The following is a 17,002-nucleotide window of genomic DNA, read 5'->3' as shown; positions in this document are numbered from 1 at the left end:
CGAGGGGCAGAACGCCGATCATTCCTGAGCGCAAAGCGACTGTATCGTCTCGCTCTGCGCCTCTCATCCGACGGAGACGGCGCGTTACTCCGGAGAAACGCGCCGCTCTGTTGGGGTTACTGAACCCCGGAGCCGAAGATATAATCGCTGACCTGTTGCTCAAGCGACGAGGGAGCCTGCGTATTCGTGATTGTACCCCCCGATTTCAGCGGACTCGCTGACTTTCCGGGTTCGATTGTCAGCGCGTTATCGGAGGTCATGGAAGGGGCGGCGATAGCAAGCACTGTGTCAGATGGCAGTGAGAGATGGCGGTCGATCGAGAAGTCGACTTGCGCCATCTGCGTGGCCGGGTCGAGATCGACGCGTGACACCGTGCCGACCCGTACCCCTGCCAGCACGACCATGGCGCCGGGATTCAGTCCATTGGCAGAGACGAAGCGCGCATGAAGCTGCTGCGTGTCACCCGGTGGGCCGTGCCGTTGCGCGACGGCATAGACAGCGAAACTCGACGCGAGAGCGAGCACCATCGCGCTCGCCAGAATCGCGCCTCCCCGGTTTTTTGACGCCATCTCTGCTTCACCCACCTGTTATAACAGCGGAACTCTTCGCCCGAGTTGGGATGCGGGTCAAGCACGGGGTTGCGGTCCGTGCCGCAGTAAGGCAGGAGGTAGAAACATTTATTTCATATTGAGCTGACATGACGCTGCTTCAAGCACTGGTTCTGGCCATCGTCCAGGGACTGACCGAACTTTTCCCCGTGAGCAGTCTGGGTCACGCAGTATTGCTCCCTGCCCTGCTTCACTGGAACCTTGATGAGCGCAGCGAGCTTTTCCTGCCGTTCCTGACAATGCTCCATTTCGGAACGCTTGTTGCGCTTTTCTGCTTCTTCTGGCGCGACTGGCTGGCGATCTTCACCGGCGCTTTCGGATTGCATGGCGCGGCCCGGCGCGAGGAGGCCATCCGTATTCTTGTGCTCCTCGTCGTGGCGACCATCCCGGTTGTGATTGTCGGTGCCGCTTTCGAGCACAAGCTCAAGGTCATTTTCGGCACGCCCACGGCAGTGGCGATTTTCCTTTTCCTCAACGGCGTGATCCTGCTCGTGACCGAGTGGATGCGCTCGTACAAGGGACGTATGCCCCAACGCGCCATTGCGGATATGTCGGCGCGCGACGCTCTGGTAATCGGGTTCTGGCAGTGCCTTGCGCTGTTTCCGGGGATTTCGCGATCCGGATCGACCATCAATGCCGGTCTGGTCTGCGGCCTGAATCATGAAACCGCTGCCCGTTTCTCCTTGCTCATGGCGCAGCCCGCAGTTCTTGCGGCAACGGTCCACGAAGCATGGCAGCTCCGCCATATGACGGTCAGCCATGACATGATCCAGGTATCCGTGATCGCCGCCATAGCGGCCGGTGTCACGGCGCTGATCAGTACTGCGGTGCTGCTGCGCTATTTCCGCAACCATGAGCGCTGGGCGCTCTCGCCTTTCGCGTTCTATTGCATGGGCGCGGGTCTTGTCTCGCTGGTTGCGCTCGTTCTCTTTTGATAACGAAATAATTTCCACTTTGATGGCCGATCCGGCAAGATCGGCTTTTTGACCATGGGCGATTTTCACCATTCCTGACCAGGCCGCACCACCCTCCTTCACGCCAACCAAGGCGAGCCGTCGCAAGACGCTCGAGCAGGTCACGGCTGATTACGAGACCAATGGTCTCAAGCGCTCGTTGACGGCAACCCAGCTTGTGATGCTGGGCGTAGGCTCGACAATCGGCGCAGGCATCTACGTCATGACCGGCACCGCGGCGGCCCAGTATGCCGGGCCTTCGATCCTGGTCTCGTTTGTGATCGCCGCCCTTGCCTGCCTGTTCACCGCCTTTTCCTATGGTGAGCTGTCCTCCAGCCTGCCCGTTTCAGGCTCGGCCTATTCCTACGCCTATGTCTCGATGGGCGAGCGGGCAGCCTGGACCGTAGGGTGGCTCCTCCTTCTCGAATACGGCATTTCCTGCGCTGCAGTCGCGTCGGGGCTGTCGGGCTATGCCACCAGCCTTTTGTCGAGTTTTGGCTATCATGTCCCTGCGTCGCTGAGTCAAGCCACATTCCAGACCGTCCCGGGCAGCGGGGGAATGGCAATCACTTCAGGCTGGCGTTTCGACTTTGTCGCGACCCTCGCGATCGCGGTCGTGACAGCCTGTCTTGTCCGTGGGGTGCAGGAATCCGCTCGGGTCAACACGATCATCGTCTTCATCAAGGTGGGGGTGCTGTTCCTTTTTGTGGGGTGTGGGTTGTTTGCGCTTCACCCCGCCTACTGGCACCCCTTCATTCCGGAATATCGCGGCGGGTTCCAATACGGCATTCCGGGCATGTTTCGGGCTGCCTCAGTCATCTTCTTTGCCTATGTCGGGTTCGAGGCCGTATCGACGGCATCTGCCGAGGCGCGCAATCCGCGCCGTGATGTCCCTATCGGCATCATTGGCAGTCTGGTCATCTGCACGATCGTCTATGTGTGCGTTGCCTCGATCCTGATCGGCATCGTGCCCTATCAGCAGCTCAATGTGGCCGATCCCCTGTCGATTGCCGTGCGGGCGATGAAGCAGCCCTGGCTGGCTCTCTTCGTCAACATGGGCGCCACGATCGGTCTGTGTTCAGTGTTGCTGGGATTGCTTTACGGGCAGACGCGCATCTTCTTCGCCATGAGCCGCGACGGGTTGCTTCCGCCCGTCTTCTCCTACGTCCATAAGAGATATCACACACCCTGGACGGGAACGATCCTGCTGGGCGTGATCGTGGCGCTGGCCACAGCCACCTTGCCGATTGATGTCATCAGCGACCTCGTCAGTATCGGTACAGCAGCAGCGTTCGGTATCGTGTGTTTCACGGTCATCTGGCAGCGTAACATGCACCCCGATATGGAGAGGAGTTTCAGCGTTCCGCTTGGCGGGTTCCGGATCAGGGGGTGGTGGATCGGTATCACGCCGCTGCTCGGCATGCTGTTCTGTGTGATCATGATCGCGCCGCTTTTCGCCGACATGATCCGTGCGCTCCTCCACGGAAACCCTGTGCCGGCGCTTCTGCTTATCGCCTATGCCGGACTGGGCTTCGCCACCTACTGGTATTATTCGCGCCATAATTCCACCTTCGCGCGCGAAGGCAAGGACTGATCCGGGCAGCTGCGCGCTGCGGCAGGCTGGATGATTTACCCACAGAATCCGTGGATGCGTTCGTGGGTAAGGATGTGGATAACCGTCTGATGAAACGTGAAAGAGGGGAGCGAAAGCTCCCCTTTCCTTTTGCCCCGATCATACGATCGAGGTTCATACCGTCCTCTGCATTCCCTGTCAGACGGATTGAGACATTACTTGACAGCCATCGCCGAGAGTTCCTCGCCGATCACGCGCGCGCTGAGTGCCATGGAGATGGCGCCTGCATCCGGATGACCCTTGCTTCGCTCCCCGTGCGTGCGGGCACGACCCAGACGGGGCAGCAGGTCCTTCGTTGCTTCTGCTGCGATAGTCGCGTCCTGAGCAGCCTGCGCCCACGCCTTTGCAACAGTCGAACCTTGCCGCAAACCGTTATCGAACCCTTCCACCAGCGGGGCGAGCGCGTCCATCAGGGTCTTGTCGCCCGGTTTCGCCTTGCCGAGCGCCGTGATCTTGTCCATCGCCCGTCTCAAACCAAGGGAAAGGCTCTGCGCGTCCGGGACTGCGGAGTCATCGAAAGCCGTGCTGAAGGCGAATAGCCCTGCCCCCCAAAGTGCTCCCGAGGTTCCCCCGGCCCGGTCGGCCCAGGCATCGGCCGCGGCGGCGAGCACGGTAGCCGGGCCAGCGCCGGCCTCCACGGCAGCACGAGCGGCTCTGGCTGCAGCCGCCGCACCGCGTGCCATGCCCTGACCGTGATCTCCGTCACCAGCCTGGGCGTCGATATGGCCGAGTTCGGGCTCCGCCTTGGTCAGGGCAGCAGACAGTTTGATCATCATGCTTGCCACGCAGCGCCCACCCTGGCGACCGGCCTCGGTCAGGGATTTCATATAGGCGACGGGCGCTTCGGCCAGAACCGGCAGGGAGTCGCGATACGCCCCGCGCATCTCACCGCGCGTGAGCGCCGCGCTTTCAACCGGTGCCCGCCAGAGGCGCTCGAGTTCGTCATCCAGCCAGGTCAGGGTGAGCGAGCAGCCTGCCATATCGAGGCTTGTGATATACTCACCGGCGAGAGGAGCAATGACCGTGTAGCCCGCATTTTCGAGCCTGGGGATGATCGCCTCCCACAGAACGAAAAGCTCCTCGTATTTCGTGCTGCCGAGGCCGTTGAGCAGGGCCGTTATGCGCGAGCCGGCATTGGCCGGAGCTTCCTTCAGAAGGCGGTCGCACAGAATGGCTGCAAGTTCCTCCGCGCGAAGCAGGTCGAGTTCGTCGATGCCCTGTTCCCCATGGACGCCGAGACCAAGCGCGACTCTTCCCTGGGGCACATGGAAGAGCTTTTCCTTCTCCCCAGGGAGAGTGCAGCCATCGAAGGCGACGCCGAATGACCGTGTCTGGGCATTAACGCGCTTCCCGATGATCTCCACCTCATCGAGGCTCAGCCCGGCCTCAGCCGCCGCACCGATGATCTTGAACACCGGAAGGTCCCCTGCGGTGCCGCGGCGACGGCTTTCTTCATGCGCAGGGGCGCTCGCAATATCATCGGTCGTGGCAATGAGGCGCGTATCGATGCCCTCGGCGCGCAGGCGCTCAGCGGCAATACTGAAATTCAGTACGTCGCCCGCATAATTGCCGTAGCCGAGAATCACGCCGCCACCGAGATGGGCTTCTCTGGCGATACGCAGAATAGCCTGGGTGGAGGGCGAGGCGAACACATCCCCGGCCACTGCCGCATCGGCAAAGCCTGCGCCGACATACCCATTGAAAGCCGGGAAATGGCCCGATCCGCCACCCACCACCAGCGTCACCTTGCCCTGCTTGCCGGGAGCGGCGCGCAGGACGCCGCCGCGTACGGGCTGGACGATATCGCTATAGACACTCGCAAAGCCCCGTAGAGCGGAGGTCGCGAAATTCTCGGCGTCGCCACAGATCTTGGTCATGGGGTATCCTTGGTAAAGTCAGACGGTCCTGAGTGGTCGGAGCGGGAAGCGCGCTCAGGCCTCCCGGTTGAAATAGCGTCGCGCAATGGCGTCGAAGGAGATGGCGGCCACGACGATTCCGCCACTGACGATGGACTGCCAGTAGGGCGAGATGCCGAAGAGCACGATCACGTTCTCGATGATCCCGATGATAACCGCGCCCAGAACAGCGCCGAACGGGCTGCCCAGCCCTCCTGTGGTGGCCACTCCGCCGATCACGGCGGCGGCGATAGGGGCCAGCACCCAGGTATCGCCGATGGAGGGCTGCGCTGTGCCAAGACGTGCGACCATGACGATACCGGCAAGAGCCGAAAGGAAGCCCGCCGTGGCAAAGGCGCAGACGCGGATGGCGTCCACCCTGATGCCCAGCATGCGCGCTGCGGCATTATTGCTGCCGATGGCGTAAACATAGCGGCCCAGCGGCGTACGGATCATGACGAAGGAGACGATGGCGAGGCAGACCAGCAGGATCACGAAGGGTACCGGTAGACCGGCCATCATGCCGCGCCCCAGGAAGCTGATATCGCTGGGGATGCCGGTAATGGCCACGCCCTTGGTGAGCACGAGATTGGCGCCCCCATAGACGCCGGCCATGCCGATGGTGAGCACGAGCGAATGAAGGCGCAGACGTGTGATCAGCAGACCGTTCAATAAGCCGCAGCCTGTGCCCAACGCGAGGCAGAGCAGGAGGGAGAGCCAGGGATTGAGCCCGGCCTGAACCATGAGAAGCCCGCCAGCCACGCCTGCCAGCCCGCCTATGGCACCGACCGAGAGGTCGAGTTCGCCAAGGATCATCAGAATGGCCTGGCCGATGGTCACCAGCCCGACAAAGGCCAGGGAGCGTGCGATGATCTTCATGTTGAACGCGGTCAGGAAATTAGCCGAGAGCGCGCTGGACAGGACGAAGATGACCACGAGAGCGATCACGACACCGCAAAGCGGGTTGGCGGCCAGTGCCTTCAGTCTCTGGACCGGGTTCGGAGAGGAAGAGATGGAAGCGGCGTCGACAGAACGATCATGCGACATGTGTGGTCTCCGGAGAGCCGATAATGGAGGCGACCAGCGTGCTGACATCTGTCTTGTCGTGGTCGAAGGAGCCGTTGATCCGGCCGGAATAGAGCGTGATGATCCTTGTTGCGCAGCGCTGAAGCTCGCTCATCTCGGACGAGACGAGAATGATCCCCACCCCTTCCTCCGCCAGACGCTGCATGATGCGATAGATCTGGAACTTGGTGCCGATATCGATCCCCTTTGTAGGTTCGTCGAAAATGAGCAGCCGGGGTTTGCGGGCCATGGCCCGTCCTATGATGGCCTTCTGCTGATTGCCGCCGGAGAGGAACATGATCTTTTTCGACGGGGAGGACGTCCGCACATCGAATTGCCGTATGATCTCCGCGACGATCGATTTTTCGCGCGCAGGCGAGATCACACCGCCTTTGGCGATATCCTTCGTGACGGCGAGGGCGATATTCTCGCGCACGCTGAGCAATGGAAAAATCCCGTGATGCTTGCGCTCTTCCGAGAGGTAGACCATGCCTGCCTGAACGGCCTTGTCAGGGCGGTTGGGCGGTATGCGTTTGCCATCCAGAGTGATGGTTCCACTGCTGAACTTGCGGAAGCCGAACATGGCCTGCATGATTTCCGAACGCCCTGCCCCGACGAGCCCTGCAAAACCAAGGATTTCGCCGCGCCTGAGTGTGAAGGAGATATCCTCGAAACCGGGCCCTGAAAGATTCTCAACCTCCAAGATTGTCTCGTCGCTTCGCGCCGAGGGGGAAGACTGGAACTGCTCATCCAGCTTGACCGAGCTGCCTGACATCAGGCGTATCAGCTCGCTCTCGGTCATCCCCTCCATGGGGAAACTGCCGACGCTTCGGCCGTTGCGCAGCACTGTGACCGTGTCACCCAGCGCGAAGATCTCTTCCATCTTGTGAGAAACGAAGACGATGGCGATCCCTTGGACACGCAGATCGTCGACGATGCGAAACAGCCGCTCCGTTTCACGGGCGGTGAGAGACGAGGTCGGCTCGTCCAGGATCATGACCCCGAAATCTTCCTGCGTGGCGGCGCGGGCAATCTGCAGAAGCTGCTGATCGGGTACGCTGATTTCCGCCACTTTCTGACTGGGGCGCGCCTGAATGCCGAAACGGGTGATATAGGAGGCGGCCTTTTCCTCCATGGCCTTTTCAGAGACCGTGATTCTGCCGAAGCCCGAACGGGCGAACGGCATGAACATGTTCTCGGCGACCGTGAGATAAGGAAACAGGTTCAGTTCCTGCGGGACATAGGCAACACGCCGGAACAGTCTGGGATCATGCAGCGCATCGGCATCGTCGATGACAAGCGTGCCCTCATCGGGCCGAACGAGGCCCGAGAGAGTCTTGATCAGGGTGGATTTTCCCGCCCCGTTTTCCCCGGCAAGGATATGGACCTTGCCGGGTTCGAGGGTCAGGTCGATGTGATCGAGGGCAACGACACCCGGATAGGCTTTTCGTATACCCGTCGCCTTGAGTAGGACCATGGCCCTGCCTCCCTCCTGGACGCGAGAGCGGTTATTTGGAGAGCGATGCTTTGGTGATGATGTCGATACCCGTATCGATGTTCTTGGGTGTCTGCTGCCCTATGGCTTTCTGCCAGGCGGCGATCACAGCCCAGTAGCCCTGCATTTCGGGACGGCTGGAGGCGGAAGAGTCCACTACGCCATCCTTGATGAGCTGGAGCATGTCGGTCAGGTTGTCGAGCCCGACCTCCTGCACCTTCCCTACCTTGTCACTTTCGCGAATGGCCTGACCGATGCCTACCGGTCCTGCCGCGTCACAGGCAACCCAACCCGCAAGATTGGGGTGGGCCTGCATGATGGCCGATGCCTGTTTCTGGGCGGTCTCGATGCTGTCATTATCGATACCGGTCGCCACCACCTTGATGTCGGGATATTTGGCGAAGACCTTGAGCTCGCACCGGGCGCGCAGCGCATGATTAGGTGCTGTGGGCACGCCCATCATGATGGCGACCTCACCCTTGTGATTGATGAGTTTCGCCAGGCGCTCCGCAGCAAGGCTGCCCTGCTCGCAAAAATCGGCGCCGACTGCCGTGATGTCCATACCCTCGGGCGGGAGGGAGTCGAACACCGTCATCGGGATCTTCTCGTCGACCGCTTCCTGCATGGTGGAGCGATTGCCCTTCTCGTCCAGAAGGTCGAGGATCAGGCCATCGGGATGGGTTGCGATGGCGCGTTCGATGATGTCGTTCTGGGTCGAGACATCGGCCGTCTGCGGGGCACGATATTCGACCGTGATGGTGCGACCTGTCGCCTTGCTGAGGAGCGCAGCGGCAGACTGGGCCCCGTTATTGGCCTTGTCGAACCAGGGATGAACGGCTTTCGGAATCATGACGAACCGCATCGGCGCGTTATCTGCCGCATGGGCAGCGAGAGGCGCGAGAAGAAGGGCAGCGGTCGCGAGCAGAGCTTTTTTCATGAGATCAGACCTTGTGGTCGTGTTAATCCATTACTTGCAGGAATTCGGCGAGTATTTGCGGTCGAGAGCGTCGATACCATCGACGTTTTTCTTGGATGCGCTTGCCGGATCGAACTCCTTGGCGAGGAAAGAGTCCACGATGGTCTTGGCGAGCTCTGCCCCGACCACACGAGCGCCGAGAGTGATGATATGAGCATTGTTCGAGAGAGCAGCCCGTTCGGCCGAATAGGCATCATGAGCCTGTGCCGCACGAATGCCGGGGATCTTGTTGGCCGAGATCGCTACACCGATTCCCGTGCCGCAGCACAGGATACCGCGCTCGTATTCGCCCGAGAGAATGGCGTGACCCACGCGTTCGCTCAGTTCGGAATAAAGCTCGCTCTTGGCATCTACGGGGCGCGACAGATCGACCGCGTCAACGCCTTTGGACTTGAGATGCGCGACGATCTGCTGGGCCAGACCTTCACCGGCGCTGTCGCCACCTACTGCAATTTTCATGATCTTGTTCCTCTCGGTGATGTGTTCAGGGGGTATCGGCATGCGCGGCGGTCGGCACAGCGTCCATCTGGGCGATATGCAGGTTGATGCCCGCGTCGAGCATGCGGTTCTTCTGACTGTCGGACACACCTGAATCGGTAATCACGACGTCAAAATCGGAAAGGCTCGCGAGACGGTTCAGTGCCGTCACATCGAATTTCTGGCTATCGATCATCAGGATGCGACGGTCGACGATTTGCATCAGCGCCATCTTGCACTTGACGATTTCCTGCTCCTGATGGAAGGCGCCAAGATCGCGTACCGCGGAAACCGACATGAACAGTGTATTCGCCCGAAGCGATTTGGTGCCCTGCTCGCACAGAATACCAAGAAACGCATCAAAACGCGGGTGGTATTTGCCGCCCAGTGAGATGAGACTGATGTCGCGGGCGCCCGCGATCTGCGTGGCGATGCCCATACTATTGGTCAGCACGGTGAGCGGCATGCCCGAGGGCAGGTTTTCAGAAAGCACACGCGAGGTCGTTGAATCATCGAGGGCAATAATATCGCCTGCCTTGATGAAGCTCGATGCAACACGGGCTATCGCCTGTTTCTCGCGTGAGGCACGTCGCATACGGTGGACGACGCTCGTTTCCATCACGCCGCTGGCCAGCATGGTCACGCCACCATGGACCTTGCGCACAAGTCCCTGTTCGGACAGGGCATGCAAATCGCGATGAATGGTCATGCGGCTTGTCGAAAACCGGTCGACGAGTTCCTCGATCTGGGCGCCCCCATTCTCGAGAACGTAATCCAGGATCTCCCGACGACGCGCCGAGACGGCCTTGCTCTCGACGCCGGTCGCGCCGCTCATGACACCACCGACCGGATGATCGCCTCAAGGCCCGAAGGGTCCCAGGCCGAGCGCCCGATGAAGACGCCGTCCACATTATCGAGCGCCGTGTAACGCGCGGCATTATCCAGCGAGACGCTGCCGCCATAGAGCACGGGCACGCGCTGCGCCGCCTCGGAGCCAACGAGTTCTGCAAGGACGTTGCGCAGCCGGGTATGAGCCAGCGCCACGAAATCGGGCTCAGCGGCCCTGCCCTTCGCGCCGATGGCCCAGACGGGCTCGTAAGCCAGAAGAACCGTGCCGATCTCAGCGGCGCTCAGCCCATGGAGCGCTATCTTGGTCTGACGTGCGAGCGTCTCATGGGTCACACCGAATTCGTATTCCTCGGCGCTGTCACCGATGCAGATCAATGGGCGCAGTTTGTGGCGTATCGCGGCCCTCACTTTGAGATTGACCGTGATATCGGTCTCGCCGAAATGCTCGCGACGCTCGGAATGGCCCAATTCGATCATGTCTGCGCCGCATTCACGCACCATGTGGGGGGAGATCTCGCCGGTCCAGGCGCCGTCATCTTCCCAGTGCATGTTCTGTGCACCGACATGCCAGCGCGTGCCTGAGAGCGTGCTCGCGACTGTTTCGAGCGACGTGAAGGGCGGGATGACGAACGGCGTGATCTCTTCCGGGATAGCCATCGAGACGATCTGGCCCACAGCGTCCCGGGCCGCAGCCGGGCCCTTGTTCATCTTCCAGCTCGTGCCGATCCAGAGCGGCTTTCTCGTCATGGTTTCCTGTCTCCGTCGCTGATCGGCGTTCCGTGTAACGATATCATGTTATCTTATGGATGAAGCTAACATTCTGATAGAGAAAATATCAGTATGATCGTTCACATTGATATGATTTAGCGAAGGGATAAGTGCGGAAGCGCGTCTAAAGCCATATTTTGCAACATGATAGGACAAGCCGGGTGATGTTATCCTCCGGAACGCAGATTTGTGATTTCACGTTCCTGAGGGCGTTACCCTGGGTCCCGATGATCGGTCATTTGCCGTCTATCTGCCGATATCATGAGCCCCATGGGCACCTATCGGACGGTGTCGAGCATCTGAGTCATGCTGCTTCACGCGTTTCAGGTTGCCGGGTACCACGGACAAAGGTTTTTCTCAGGGCGGGGACGTCGGATCGTGAGGAAAGTTTCCTGGCTTCCCTGCCCTTCGAATGCGACAGCGTCATGCCTCAGGTCAGATCGCTCTGCCGATGACTTTTGGACAGCCGACAGCGACGCGAGGCGAACCCAATCTGGACCCTATGCTGCCTGGTTCGACGTTCCCCGCTTTCGCATCCTGATGGAGTTCCGCCCCGAAAGCTTGCCGTCCATGATGTGCATTGCCCCCGATATATGCGCGAGGACCGTGTTCTCGCGCTCGTCAAAGGCAGCGCCATTATGCGGGGGCTGCTTCCCGACGGGTTCACATCAGGCCCGTCGTTCAGCTGGCAGAAGCATCGCGAAGCCCGTGCACAGTTTTGGCCTTGTTCCAGCAGGTCTGCGCCTGGCTTGTGCTCTCCTGATCCGTCCATCCCATATGGGGTGCCATGATACTGCAGACTTCCTCGACAACCTGCTGGGTCAGATGTCCACCGAGAGCGATGGACGTGCGGCGGAAAAGGATGTCGTCAACGCTACGCACCAGTTCCTGGCTTGCGACGTAGAGAATCTCGTTACGAGAATATTCGGGCAGAGAGGCGAGAGGTTGGTCTGGCGTGGCAGCGCAATACGCAGCGATACGTTCGGCCGTGGTGCCATAGCGCTCGAACAAGCTGCGCGCACGAGAGGCGGAGAGACTGTGAGTCTCGATGAGGCGGCGTAGATAGGCATCATGGGCCCGTGGCCCTGGATAGCGGGCGCCGCCGCCAATGGGCCTAAGGCGCGATGAGGCAATGCGCTTGCGGTGCAGGAGCGCCAGCGTCTTGTCTGCCACCTCTTCTGCAAGACCGCGGAACGTGGTCCATTTTCCACCCACGAGAGAGAGAACCGGGGTGGTGCCGGTGTAGTCCGTATGAATGATATGATCACGGCTGATCGCACCCGGGTCGTCAGTCGCGCTGGCGGGAAGTGGTCTGACTCCGCAATAACGGTAGATGACGTCGCCATCCGCAATGGTCAGCCCGGGAAACAGCTCGCGCACCATACGCAGCATGTAGGCTTGCTCGTCATCCGTACAGGAGGCGGTATCCGGATCGGTGATGGGGATGTCGGTAGATCCGACAAGCACATGCCCGAGGAACGGATAGACGAGGCAGATGCGGCCATCGGCAGTACCGAAATAGACCATCTGTCCGTTCAGCTCACGATGAAGCTCCGCGTGATCGATGACGAGATGAGAGCCCTTTGTGCCGCCGATATAACGTGTGTTCAGTCCGATCTGGGCATTGACCCGGTCGATCCAGGCCCCGCCCGCATTGACGATCAGATCCGTACGGATCGTTTCGGTGTTCCCCGTCAGGCGGTCTTTGATTGCCAGAGCGCCCTCGTCGAAGGAGACGATCTCCGTATAGGTTTTCACCCCGCAGCCCAGACTGAGCTGAAGCGCATCTTCCACGCATTCGAAGCCGAGACGCTCGGGCTGTGAAATCGCCGCATCATAATAGCGACCGGTCGCGATAACCTTGGAGGTTATGCTTGGCCAGTCTTGTCTTACGTTCTTGCCAAGAGACAATTTATGGCGAGGCATCACACGCGCCCTGCGTCCCAGAAAATCATAGATCTGCATGCCGATCTCGGTGATCAGCACGCCACGATCCGCCAACTTGGCCTTGCGTCCGAGAAACCGCCGGATGGAGGGGACGATGCCACCGAACCAGGAGTGAATGGGAATGACCGTTGGCAGCGGCGTGACAAGATGAGGCGCATTGCGGAGCAGAAGGTTACGCTCGAGCGTCGATTGCGCGACGAGCCTGAATTCCCCGGTCTCCAGATATTTGATTCCCCCGTGAATCAGTCGTGAGGGCGCGGCAGAAGCACCCGCGCAGATATCGTCGCGGTCGATCAGAAGAACGTTTATCCCCTGCATGGCCAGTTCGCGGAACAGGCCGACACCGTTGATGCCGGCACCGATGATCGTCACGTCGAAATGGGCTGAGTCGAGTTGTGTGGCGGAATGGGTCATCAGGGGTCCGGTGTCTTTCTGCATTTTCATGAGGGGTGCGTTCTGGGAGCCTGCGCATGGCAGGACGGTCTCTGGCGTCCTGGGCCGTCAGCCCGCTGACATGGATAAGGGGGTGTAGTCGTCGCCCTGATCGCTGTGCAGCGCAGGCCAGAACGGTTCGAGTGCTTTCGCGACAGACTGATAGCGACGGTAGATGTCTTCGTAATACCGGGCGAGAACCGGATCGGGCTTGAAATACCGTGGCTCGAGATCGAGACAATCCGCCGCGCCCTCGAGCGATGTGGCCAGACCGCACGCCACCATGGCTGTCATTGCGGCACCAAGAGCGCCAGCCTCTCTCACCGGTGAGGTCGAGATGGGTCGTCCCAGAATATCGGCGAAGAGCTGGCCGATTTCCGGCCTGCGACTGCCTCCCCCCGAGACACCGATGCTGCGCACCGGACCTGAGCGGAGAAGATCCTCAACATGGTGGCGATGATTGAATATCGTGCCTTCGATCATGGCGCGGAACAGATCGGCGCGGTCATGCCAGGACTGGACTCCGAGGAAAGACGCGGTGGCCGGGCACTCGAACGGGGAGCCGAACAGATAGGGATGATAGAGCGGTATCTGCCGGGTTGTTCGTCCGTCCTTGAACTTCGCAATCGACGCCTCGATGAGTTTGGCGGCGGCCTCGGGATCCTCCGGAGCGACATAACGCGCCATCCATTCAAGATTGCTTGCAGAGGCCGGCGAGATCGCCATGCAGTTCCAGAGCCCTTTCCTGTATCCCGCGCGGCATGCCCATTCCGTTCCCGTGACAGGCGCGTCACGCAGGACCTCGTTGATCGAGAATGTTCCTGCGGTCACCGTCATATCGCCAGCCCGGACCTGTCCCAGACCCACTGCTGCGGCGATGACGTCATGCAGTCCCGCCGAGACTGGCGTGCCCTCAAGCAGACCTGTCTGTTCGGCCGCCAAAGCCGTGACACGGCCTGCCTGCTCGCATGAGTCCAGCATGGGGGGGAGAGCATCGACCATCTCGCTCAGGTCGAGCGCATCGAGGATCTGAGGGCTGTAGCTTTGCGTGTGCAGGTCGGTGAACGCCGTGCTCGCCTCGGTCAGATCGGTGGCGACTTTCCCCGTCATGCAGTAGCGCAGCCAGTCTTTTGCAAAGCAGACAACGCCGATAGCAGCATAACGTCGTGGATCGTGACGTTTGATCCATGCCAGAAGGGTCGTGGCTGAGTAGGGATAGGGGCGTTGTCCGGAGAGCAGCATCATCCGGTCGAGCAGCCCTGCATGCTTCCACTGGTCATGAATGCCATAGGCCCGGCTGTCGAGGGACATGATTCCGTGCCCGAGAGGCTGAAACTGCCGGTCCATGAGGAACAGGCCATCCCCGTGCGCGGTGATCCCGACGCCCGCTATGTCCTGTCCCGTAAGCCCGGCATCGCCAAGAGCCTGCCGTATTGTGGCAGAGACGATCCGCCATGCCTGGGCCATGTCACGCTCGACATGACGTGGCGTCTCTGTGATCTGCGCGATGCGCGCCTGGCCCAGACCCATGATCCTGCCATCTGTGGCGAAGATCACAGCCTTGGCACTCGAGGACCCGCAATCCACACCGATCACATATTGCGCACTCATGACCAGGCTCCGTTCTGGTGATCGGCGATATCCGTCACACATGATATAAACGGCGTGATCATGTGCCAATAATCACAATATAGTGCGATTTATGATACAGTCCGTCAGGAGGCATCTGTCAATCACCGGGGTTTGAAAGGCGTGACATGTTATTGCCCCTCGGGTTTGCCGCTCCTCTCTGACTTGTCGGTGTGAGATATTTGTGATATTTTTGTTATCAAATCATTGGTTTGCGCCAGACTCGTGATCACGCGGCGCGCTCTTTCAGAGGCTGTTCTTCAATATGAGTGACGATCCCACTTCGGTGCCCCCCCTGGATGGCTTTTCCGGGATCAAGCGTCAGAACCTGAAATCGCGTCAGCAGCAGATTCTCGATCTGCTGTTCGAGCAGGGCAATGCCAGCATCGAGTTTCTGGCCGAGCATTTCGATGTGAGCCGCATGACCATCCATCGTGATGCCCATGCGCTGGCGAGTCAGGGGCTGATCGATAAGATCCACGGCGGGATCACGCTCAAGAACCGTGCCCGCACGGAGAAGAATGTCGCCTACCGGCAGCACCGTGCAGCGAATCTGAAAAAGGCGATCATCCAGCGCGCTGTCTCGATGATCGAGCCGGGACAGGTCATCATTCTCGATGATTCGACGACTGTCGCGGAGATGCTGCCGCTGTTACCGGCAAGAGCGCCACTGACCGTCATCACCAATGCCGTCGGGGTGGTGCAGGCTCTTGCCCCTTTCCCCGGCATCAAGATCATCTGTCTGGGTGGCGACTACAGCAATTCGCGTAATGCGTTTTTCGGGCTCGTTTGCGAGCAGGCTGCCCGGTCGCTCCGCGGGAACATCATGTTCATGTCGACCTCGGTGATTTCCGGCGACACAGCGTTCCAGAACGATCAGGATGTGGTGAAGGTCAAGCGCGCCCTGATGGCGATTGCAGATCGTTGCGTCCTGCTCGTCGATAGCACGAAGTTCCGGCAGGGCGGTCTGCATCGACTGACATCGCTACAGGATTTCGACCGTATCCTGACGGACAGCCAGATCAAGCCTAACGTCGTGTCCGAACTCGAAGCCTCAGGGATCACGGTCGAAGTCTGCTGAAAGCCGCGCTGGGTTCCCGTCTTTCATGCATGACGGGAGGGTTTCACCTCTCCCTGTCATGACTGATGGGGAGAGACTGACCCCTCCCCGTATCTCGATCAGGCAGCGTTTTCGAGAGTCGCCATATCGATGACGAAGCGGTACTTCACGTCAGACTTGATCATGCGCGAATAGGCGTTCTCGATCTCGTCCATGGCAATCATCTCGATATCGGAGGTGATTCCATGTTCACCGCAGAAATCGAGCATCTCCTGCGTCTCGGCAATGCCGCCAATCAGTGAGCCCGCGAACTGACGACGCTTCATGATCAGGCTGAACACGGCGACCGGCAGAGGTTGTTCGGGCGCACCGACCTGGACCAGCGTGCCCTCACGCTTGAGTAGGTTGAGATAGGTGTTGATATCATGCTCCGCGGCTACCGCGTCGAGAATGAAGTCAAAACGTCCTGTCTCGCGGGCCATTGCTTCGGGGTCCTTCGAGAGAACGACCTCATGCGCGCCGAGACGCAGCCCGTCCTCGACCTTGCTCTGCGAGGTCGTGAACAGCACCACCTCGGCCCCGAAGGCGCGCGCGAATTTTACGCCCATATGGCCCAGCCCGCCAAGGCCGACGATACCGACGCGCTGACCGGGGCCGACCTTCCAGTGGCGCAGCGGGGAATAGGTGGTGATACCGGCGCAGAGCAGCGGCGCGACAGCAGCGAGGTCGAGGTTCTCGGGCACCTTCAGAACGAAGGCCTGATCCACGACGACGGCCTTCGAGTAACCCCCATAGGTGTTACCACGGCCCTGCTTGTCTTCACCGTTATAGGTGCCGACAAATCCGTTCTCGCAATACTGCTCGAGGCCTTCCTTGCAGCTGGCGCATTCGCGGCAGGAGTCCACCATGCAGCCCACGCCTGCCAGGTCGCCTACCTTGAACTTGGAAACCGAGGCGCCGACCTCGCTGATCCGTCCGACGATTTCATGGCCGGGAACGCAGGGATAGACGGTGTTGTGCCACTCATTGCGGGCCTGATGTATGTCTGAGTGACAGACGCCGCAATAAAGAATGTCGATGCGGACATCATCGGGGCCGGTATCGCGGCGATCGAATGTGAAGGGTGCGAGACGTTCAGAGGCGCTTTGCGCGCCATAGCCGATACAGGTGAGCATCGTTTTTCTCCGACTTGGCTTGCGCCGTTACAACGAAAAT

At 60.1% G+C, this 17,002-nt stretch carries 14 protein-coding genes; 3 read left to right on the top strand and 11 right to left on the bottom strand.

Annotation, left to right across the window (positions count from 1 at the left end):
- Window positions 1-116: 116 nt before the first annotated feature.
- Window positions 117-569, bottom strand: a complete 453-nt coding sequence (locus AA0535_RS01705; RefSeq protein ID WP_264814174.1) for an MlaD family protein — start codon at window positions 567-569, stop codon at window positions 117-119.
- Window positions 570-697: 128 nt separating this feature from the next.
- On the opposite strand from AA0535_RS01705, the gene AA0535_RS01700 reads away from it, so the two are divergent.
- Together AA0535_RS01700 and AA0535_RS01695 are read left to right on the top strand one after the other, a co-directional pair.
- Window positions 698-1,543, top strand: a complete 846-nt coding sequence (locus AA0535_RS01700; RefSeq protein WP_264814173.1) for an undecaprenyl-diphosphate phosphatase — start codon at window positions 698-700, stop codon at window positions 1,541-1,543.
- 199 nt (window positions 1,544-1,742) lie between these two features.
- Window positions 1,743-3,155 carry an amino acid permease gene (locus AA0535_RS01695; RefSeq protein ID WP_264814324.1) on the top strand — a complete coding sequence of 471 codons (1,413 nt, stop codon included), beginning with the start codon at window positions 1,743-1,745 and terminating at the stop codon, window positions 3,153-3,155.
- 194 nt (window positions 3,156-3,349) lie between these two features.
- Here the strand turns inward: AA0535_RS01695 and AA0535_RS01690 are convergent, their stop codons facing one another.
- The 9 genes from AA0535_RS01690 to AA0535_RS01650 form a co-directional block, all read right to left on the bottom strand.
- Window positions 3,350-5,071 (bottom strand): dihydroxyacetone kinase family protein, encoded by a 1,722-nt coding sequence (locus AA0535_RS01690; protein WP_264814172.1) that lies wholly within the window; start codon window positions 5,069-5,071, stop codon window positions 3,350-3,352.
- A gap of 54 nt (window positions 5,072-5,125) precedes the next feature.
- Window positions 5,126-6,136: an ABC transporter permease gene (locus tag AA0535_RS01685; RefSeq protein ID WP_264814171.1), complete on the bottom strand. Its 1,011-nt coding sequence runs from the start codon at window positions 6,134-6,136 to the stop codon at window positions 5,126-5,128.
- Window positions 6,126-7,631: a sugar ABC transporter ATP-binding protein gene (locus AA0535_RS01680; RefSeq protein WP_264814170.1), complete on the bottom strand. Its 1,506-nt coding sequence runs from the start codon at window positions 7,629-7,631 to the stop codon at window positions 6,126-6,128. Before AA0535_RS01680 ends, AA0535_RS01685 begins: the two co-directional genes overlap by 11 nt.
- A 31-nt stretch (window positions 7,632-7,662) precedes the next feature.
- Window positions 7,663-8,586 (bottom strand): substrate-binding domain-containing protein, encoded by a 924-nt coding sequence (locus AA0535_RS01675; RefSeq protein WP_264814169.1) that lies wholly within the window; start codon window positions 8,584-8,586, stop codon window positions 7,663-7,665.
- Between the two features lie 30 nt (window positions 8,587-8,616).
- Window positions 8,617-9,084, bottom strand: coding sequence for an RpiB/LacA/LacB family sugar-phosphate isomerase (locus AA0535_RS01670; RefSeq protein ID WP_127102332.1), 468 nt, complete (start codon window positions 9,082-9,084; stop codon window positions 8,617-8,619).
- Window positions 9,085-9,109: 25 nt separating this feature from the next.
- Window positions 9,110-9,937: a DeoR/GlpR family DNA-binding transcription regulator gene (locus AA0535_RS01665; protein ID WP_264814168.1), complete on the bottom strand. Its 828-nt coding sequence runs from the start codon at window positions 9,935-9,937 to the stop codon at window positions 9,110-9,112.
- A complete protein-coding gene (locus AA0535_RS01660) occupies window positions 9,934-10,698 on the bottom strand; it encodes a triose-phosphate isomerase (RefSeq protein WP_264814167.1) in 765 nt (254 codons plus the stop codon). The genes AA0535_RS01665 and AA0535_RS01660 overlap by 4 nt, the downstream gene beginning before the upstream one ends.
- 702 nt (window positions 10,699-11,400) lie before the next feature.
- A complete protein-coding gene (locus AA0535_RS01655; protein WP_264814166.1) occupies window positions 11,401-13,080 on the bottom strand; it encodes a glycerol-3-phosphate dehydrogenase/oxidase in 1,680 nt (559 codons plus the stop codon).
- A gap of 87 nt (window positions 13,081-13,167) precedes the next feature.
- Entirely contained in the window at window positions 13,168-14,709 is a 1,542-nt protein-coding gene (locus tag AA0535_RS01650) for an FGGY-family carbohydrate kinase (protein WP_264814165.1), read from the bottom strand.
- Window positions 14,710-14,992: 283 nt separating this feature from the next.
- Here AA0535_RS01650 and AA0535_RS01645 point away from each other — a divergent pair, with 283 nt between their 5' ends.
- Window positions 14,993-15,808 carry a DeoR/GlpR family DNA-binding transcription regulator gene (locus tag AA0535_RS01645; protein WP_264814164.1) on the top strand — a complete coding sequence of 272 codons (816 nt, stop codon included), beginning with the start codon at window positions 14,993-14,995 and terminating at the stop codon, window positions 15,806-15,808.
- 98 nt (window positions 15,809-15,906) lie between these two features.
- Here the strand turns inward: AA0535_RS01645 and AA0535_RS01640 are convergent, their stop codons facing one another.
- On the bottom strand, window positions 15,907-16,962 hold the full coding sequence (locus AA0535_RS01640) for an NAD(P)-dependent alcohol dehydrogenase (protein WP_264814163.1): 1,056 nt from the start codon (window positions 16,960-16,962) through the stop codon (window positions 15,907-15,909).
- Window positions 16,963-17,002 lie beyond the last annotated feature (40 nt).

It is taken from the genome of Asaia krungthepensis NRIC 0535, from assembly GCF_025995175.1.
Taxonomy (GTDB): Bacteria; Pseudomonadota; Alphaproteobacteria; order Acetobacterales; family Acetobacteraceae; genus Asaia; species Asaia krungthepensis.
This window is presented reverse-complemented; position numbering and strand designations above follow the sequence as displayed.

Coding starts and splice junctions, on each gene's coding strand:
- AA0535_RS01705 (WP_264814174.1), bottom strand. CDS start 569: ATGGCGTCAAAAAACCGGGGAGGCGCGATTCTGGCGAGCGCGATGGTG.
- AA0535_RS01695 (WP_264814324.1), top strand. CDS start 1,743: ATGCTGGGCGTAGGCTCGACAATCGGCGCAGGCATCTACGTCATGACC.
- AA0535_RS01675 (WP_264814169.1), bottom strand. CDS start 8,586: ATGAAAAAAGCTCTGCTCGCGACCGCTGCCCTTCTTCTCGCGCCTCTC.
- AA0535_RS01640 (WP_264814163.1), bottom strand. CDS start 16,962: ATGCTCACCTGTATCGGCTATGGCGCGCAAAGCGCCTCTGAACGTCTC.
- AA0535_RS01650 (WP_264814165.1), bottom strand. CDS start 14,709: ATGAGTGCGCAATATGTGATCGGTGTGGATTGCGGGTCCTCGAGTGCC.
- AA0535_RS01665 (WP_264814168.1), bottom strand. CDS start 9,937: ATGAGCGGCGCGACCGGCGTCGAGAGCAAGGCCGTCTCGGCGCGTCGT.
- AA0535_RS01645 (WP_264814164.1), top strand. CDS start 14,993: ATGAGTGACGATCCCACTTCGGTGCCCCCCCTGGATGGCTTTTCCGGG.
- AA0535_RS01660 (WP_264814167.1), bottom strand. CDS start 10,698: ATGACGAGAAAGCCGCTCTGGATCGGCACGAGCTGGAAGATGAACAAG.
- AA0535_RS01655 (WP_264814166.1), bottom strand. CDS start 13,080: ATGACCCATTCCGCCACACAACTCGACTCAGCCCATTTCGACGTGACG.
- AA0535_RS01680 (WP_264814170.1), bottom strand. CDS start 7,631: ATGGTCCTACTCAAGGCGACGGGTATACGAAAAGCCTATCCGGGTGTC.
- AA0535_RS01685 (WP_264814171.1), bottom strand. CDS start 6,136: ATGTCGCATGATCGTTCTGTCGACGCCGCTTCCATCTCTTCCTCTCCG.
- AA0535_RS01670 (WP_127102332.1), bottom strand. CDS start 9,084: ATGAAAATTGCAGTAGGTGGCGACAGCGCCGGTGAAGGTCTGGCCCAG.
- AA0535_RS01700 (WP_264814173.1), top strand. CDS start 698: ATGACGCTGCTTCAAGCACTGGTTCTGGCCATCGTCCAGGGACTGACC.
- AA0535_RS01690 (WP_264814172.1), bottom strand. CDS start 5,071: ATGACCAAGATCTGTGGCGACGCCGAGAATTTCGCGACCTCCGCTCTA.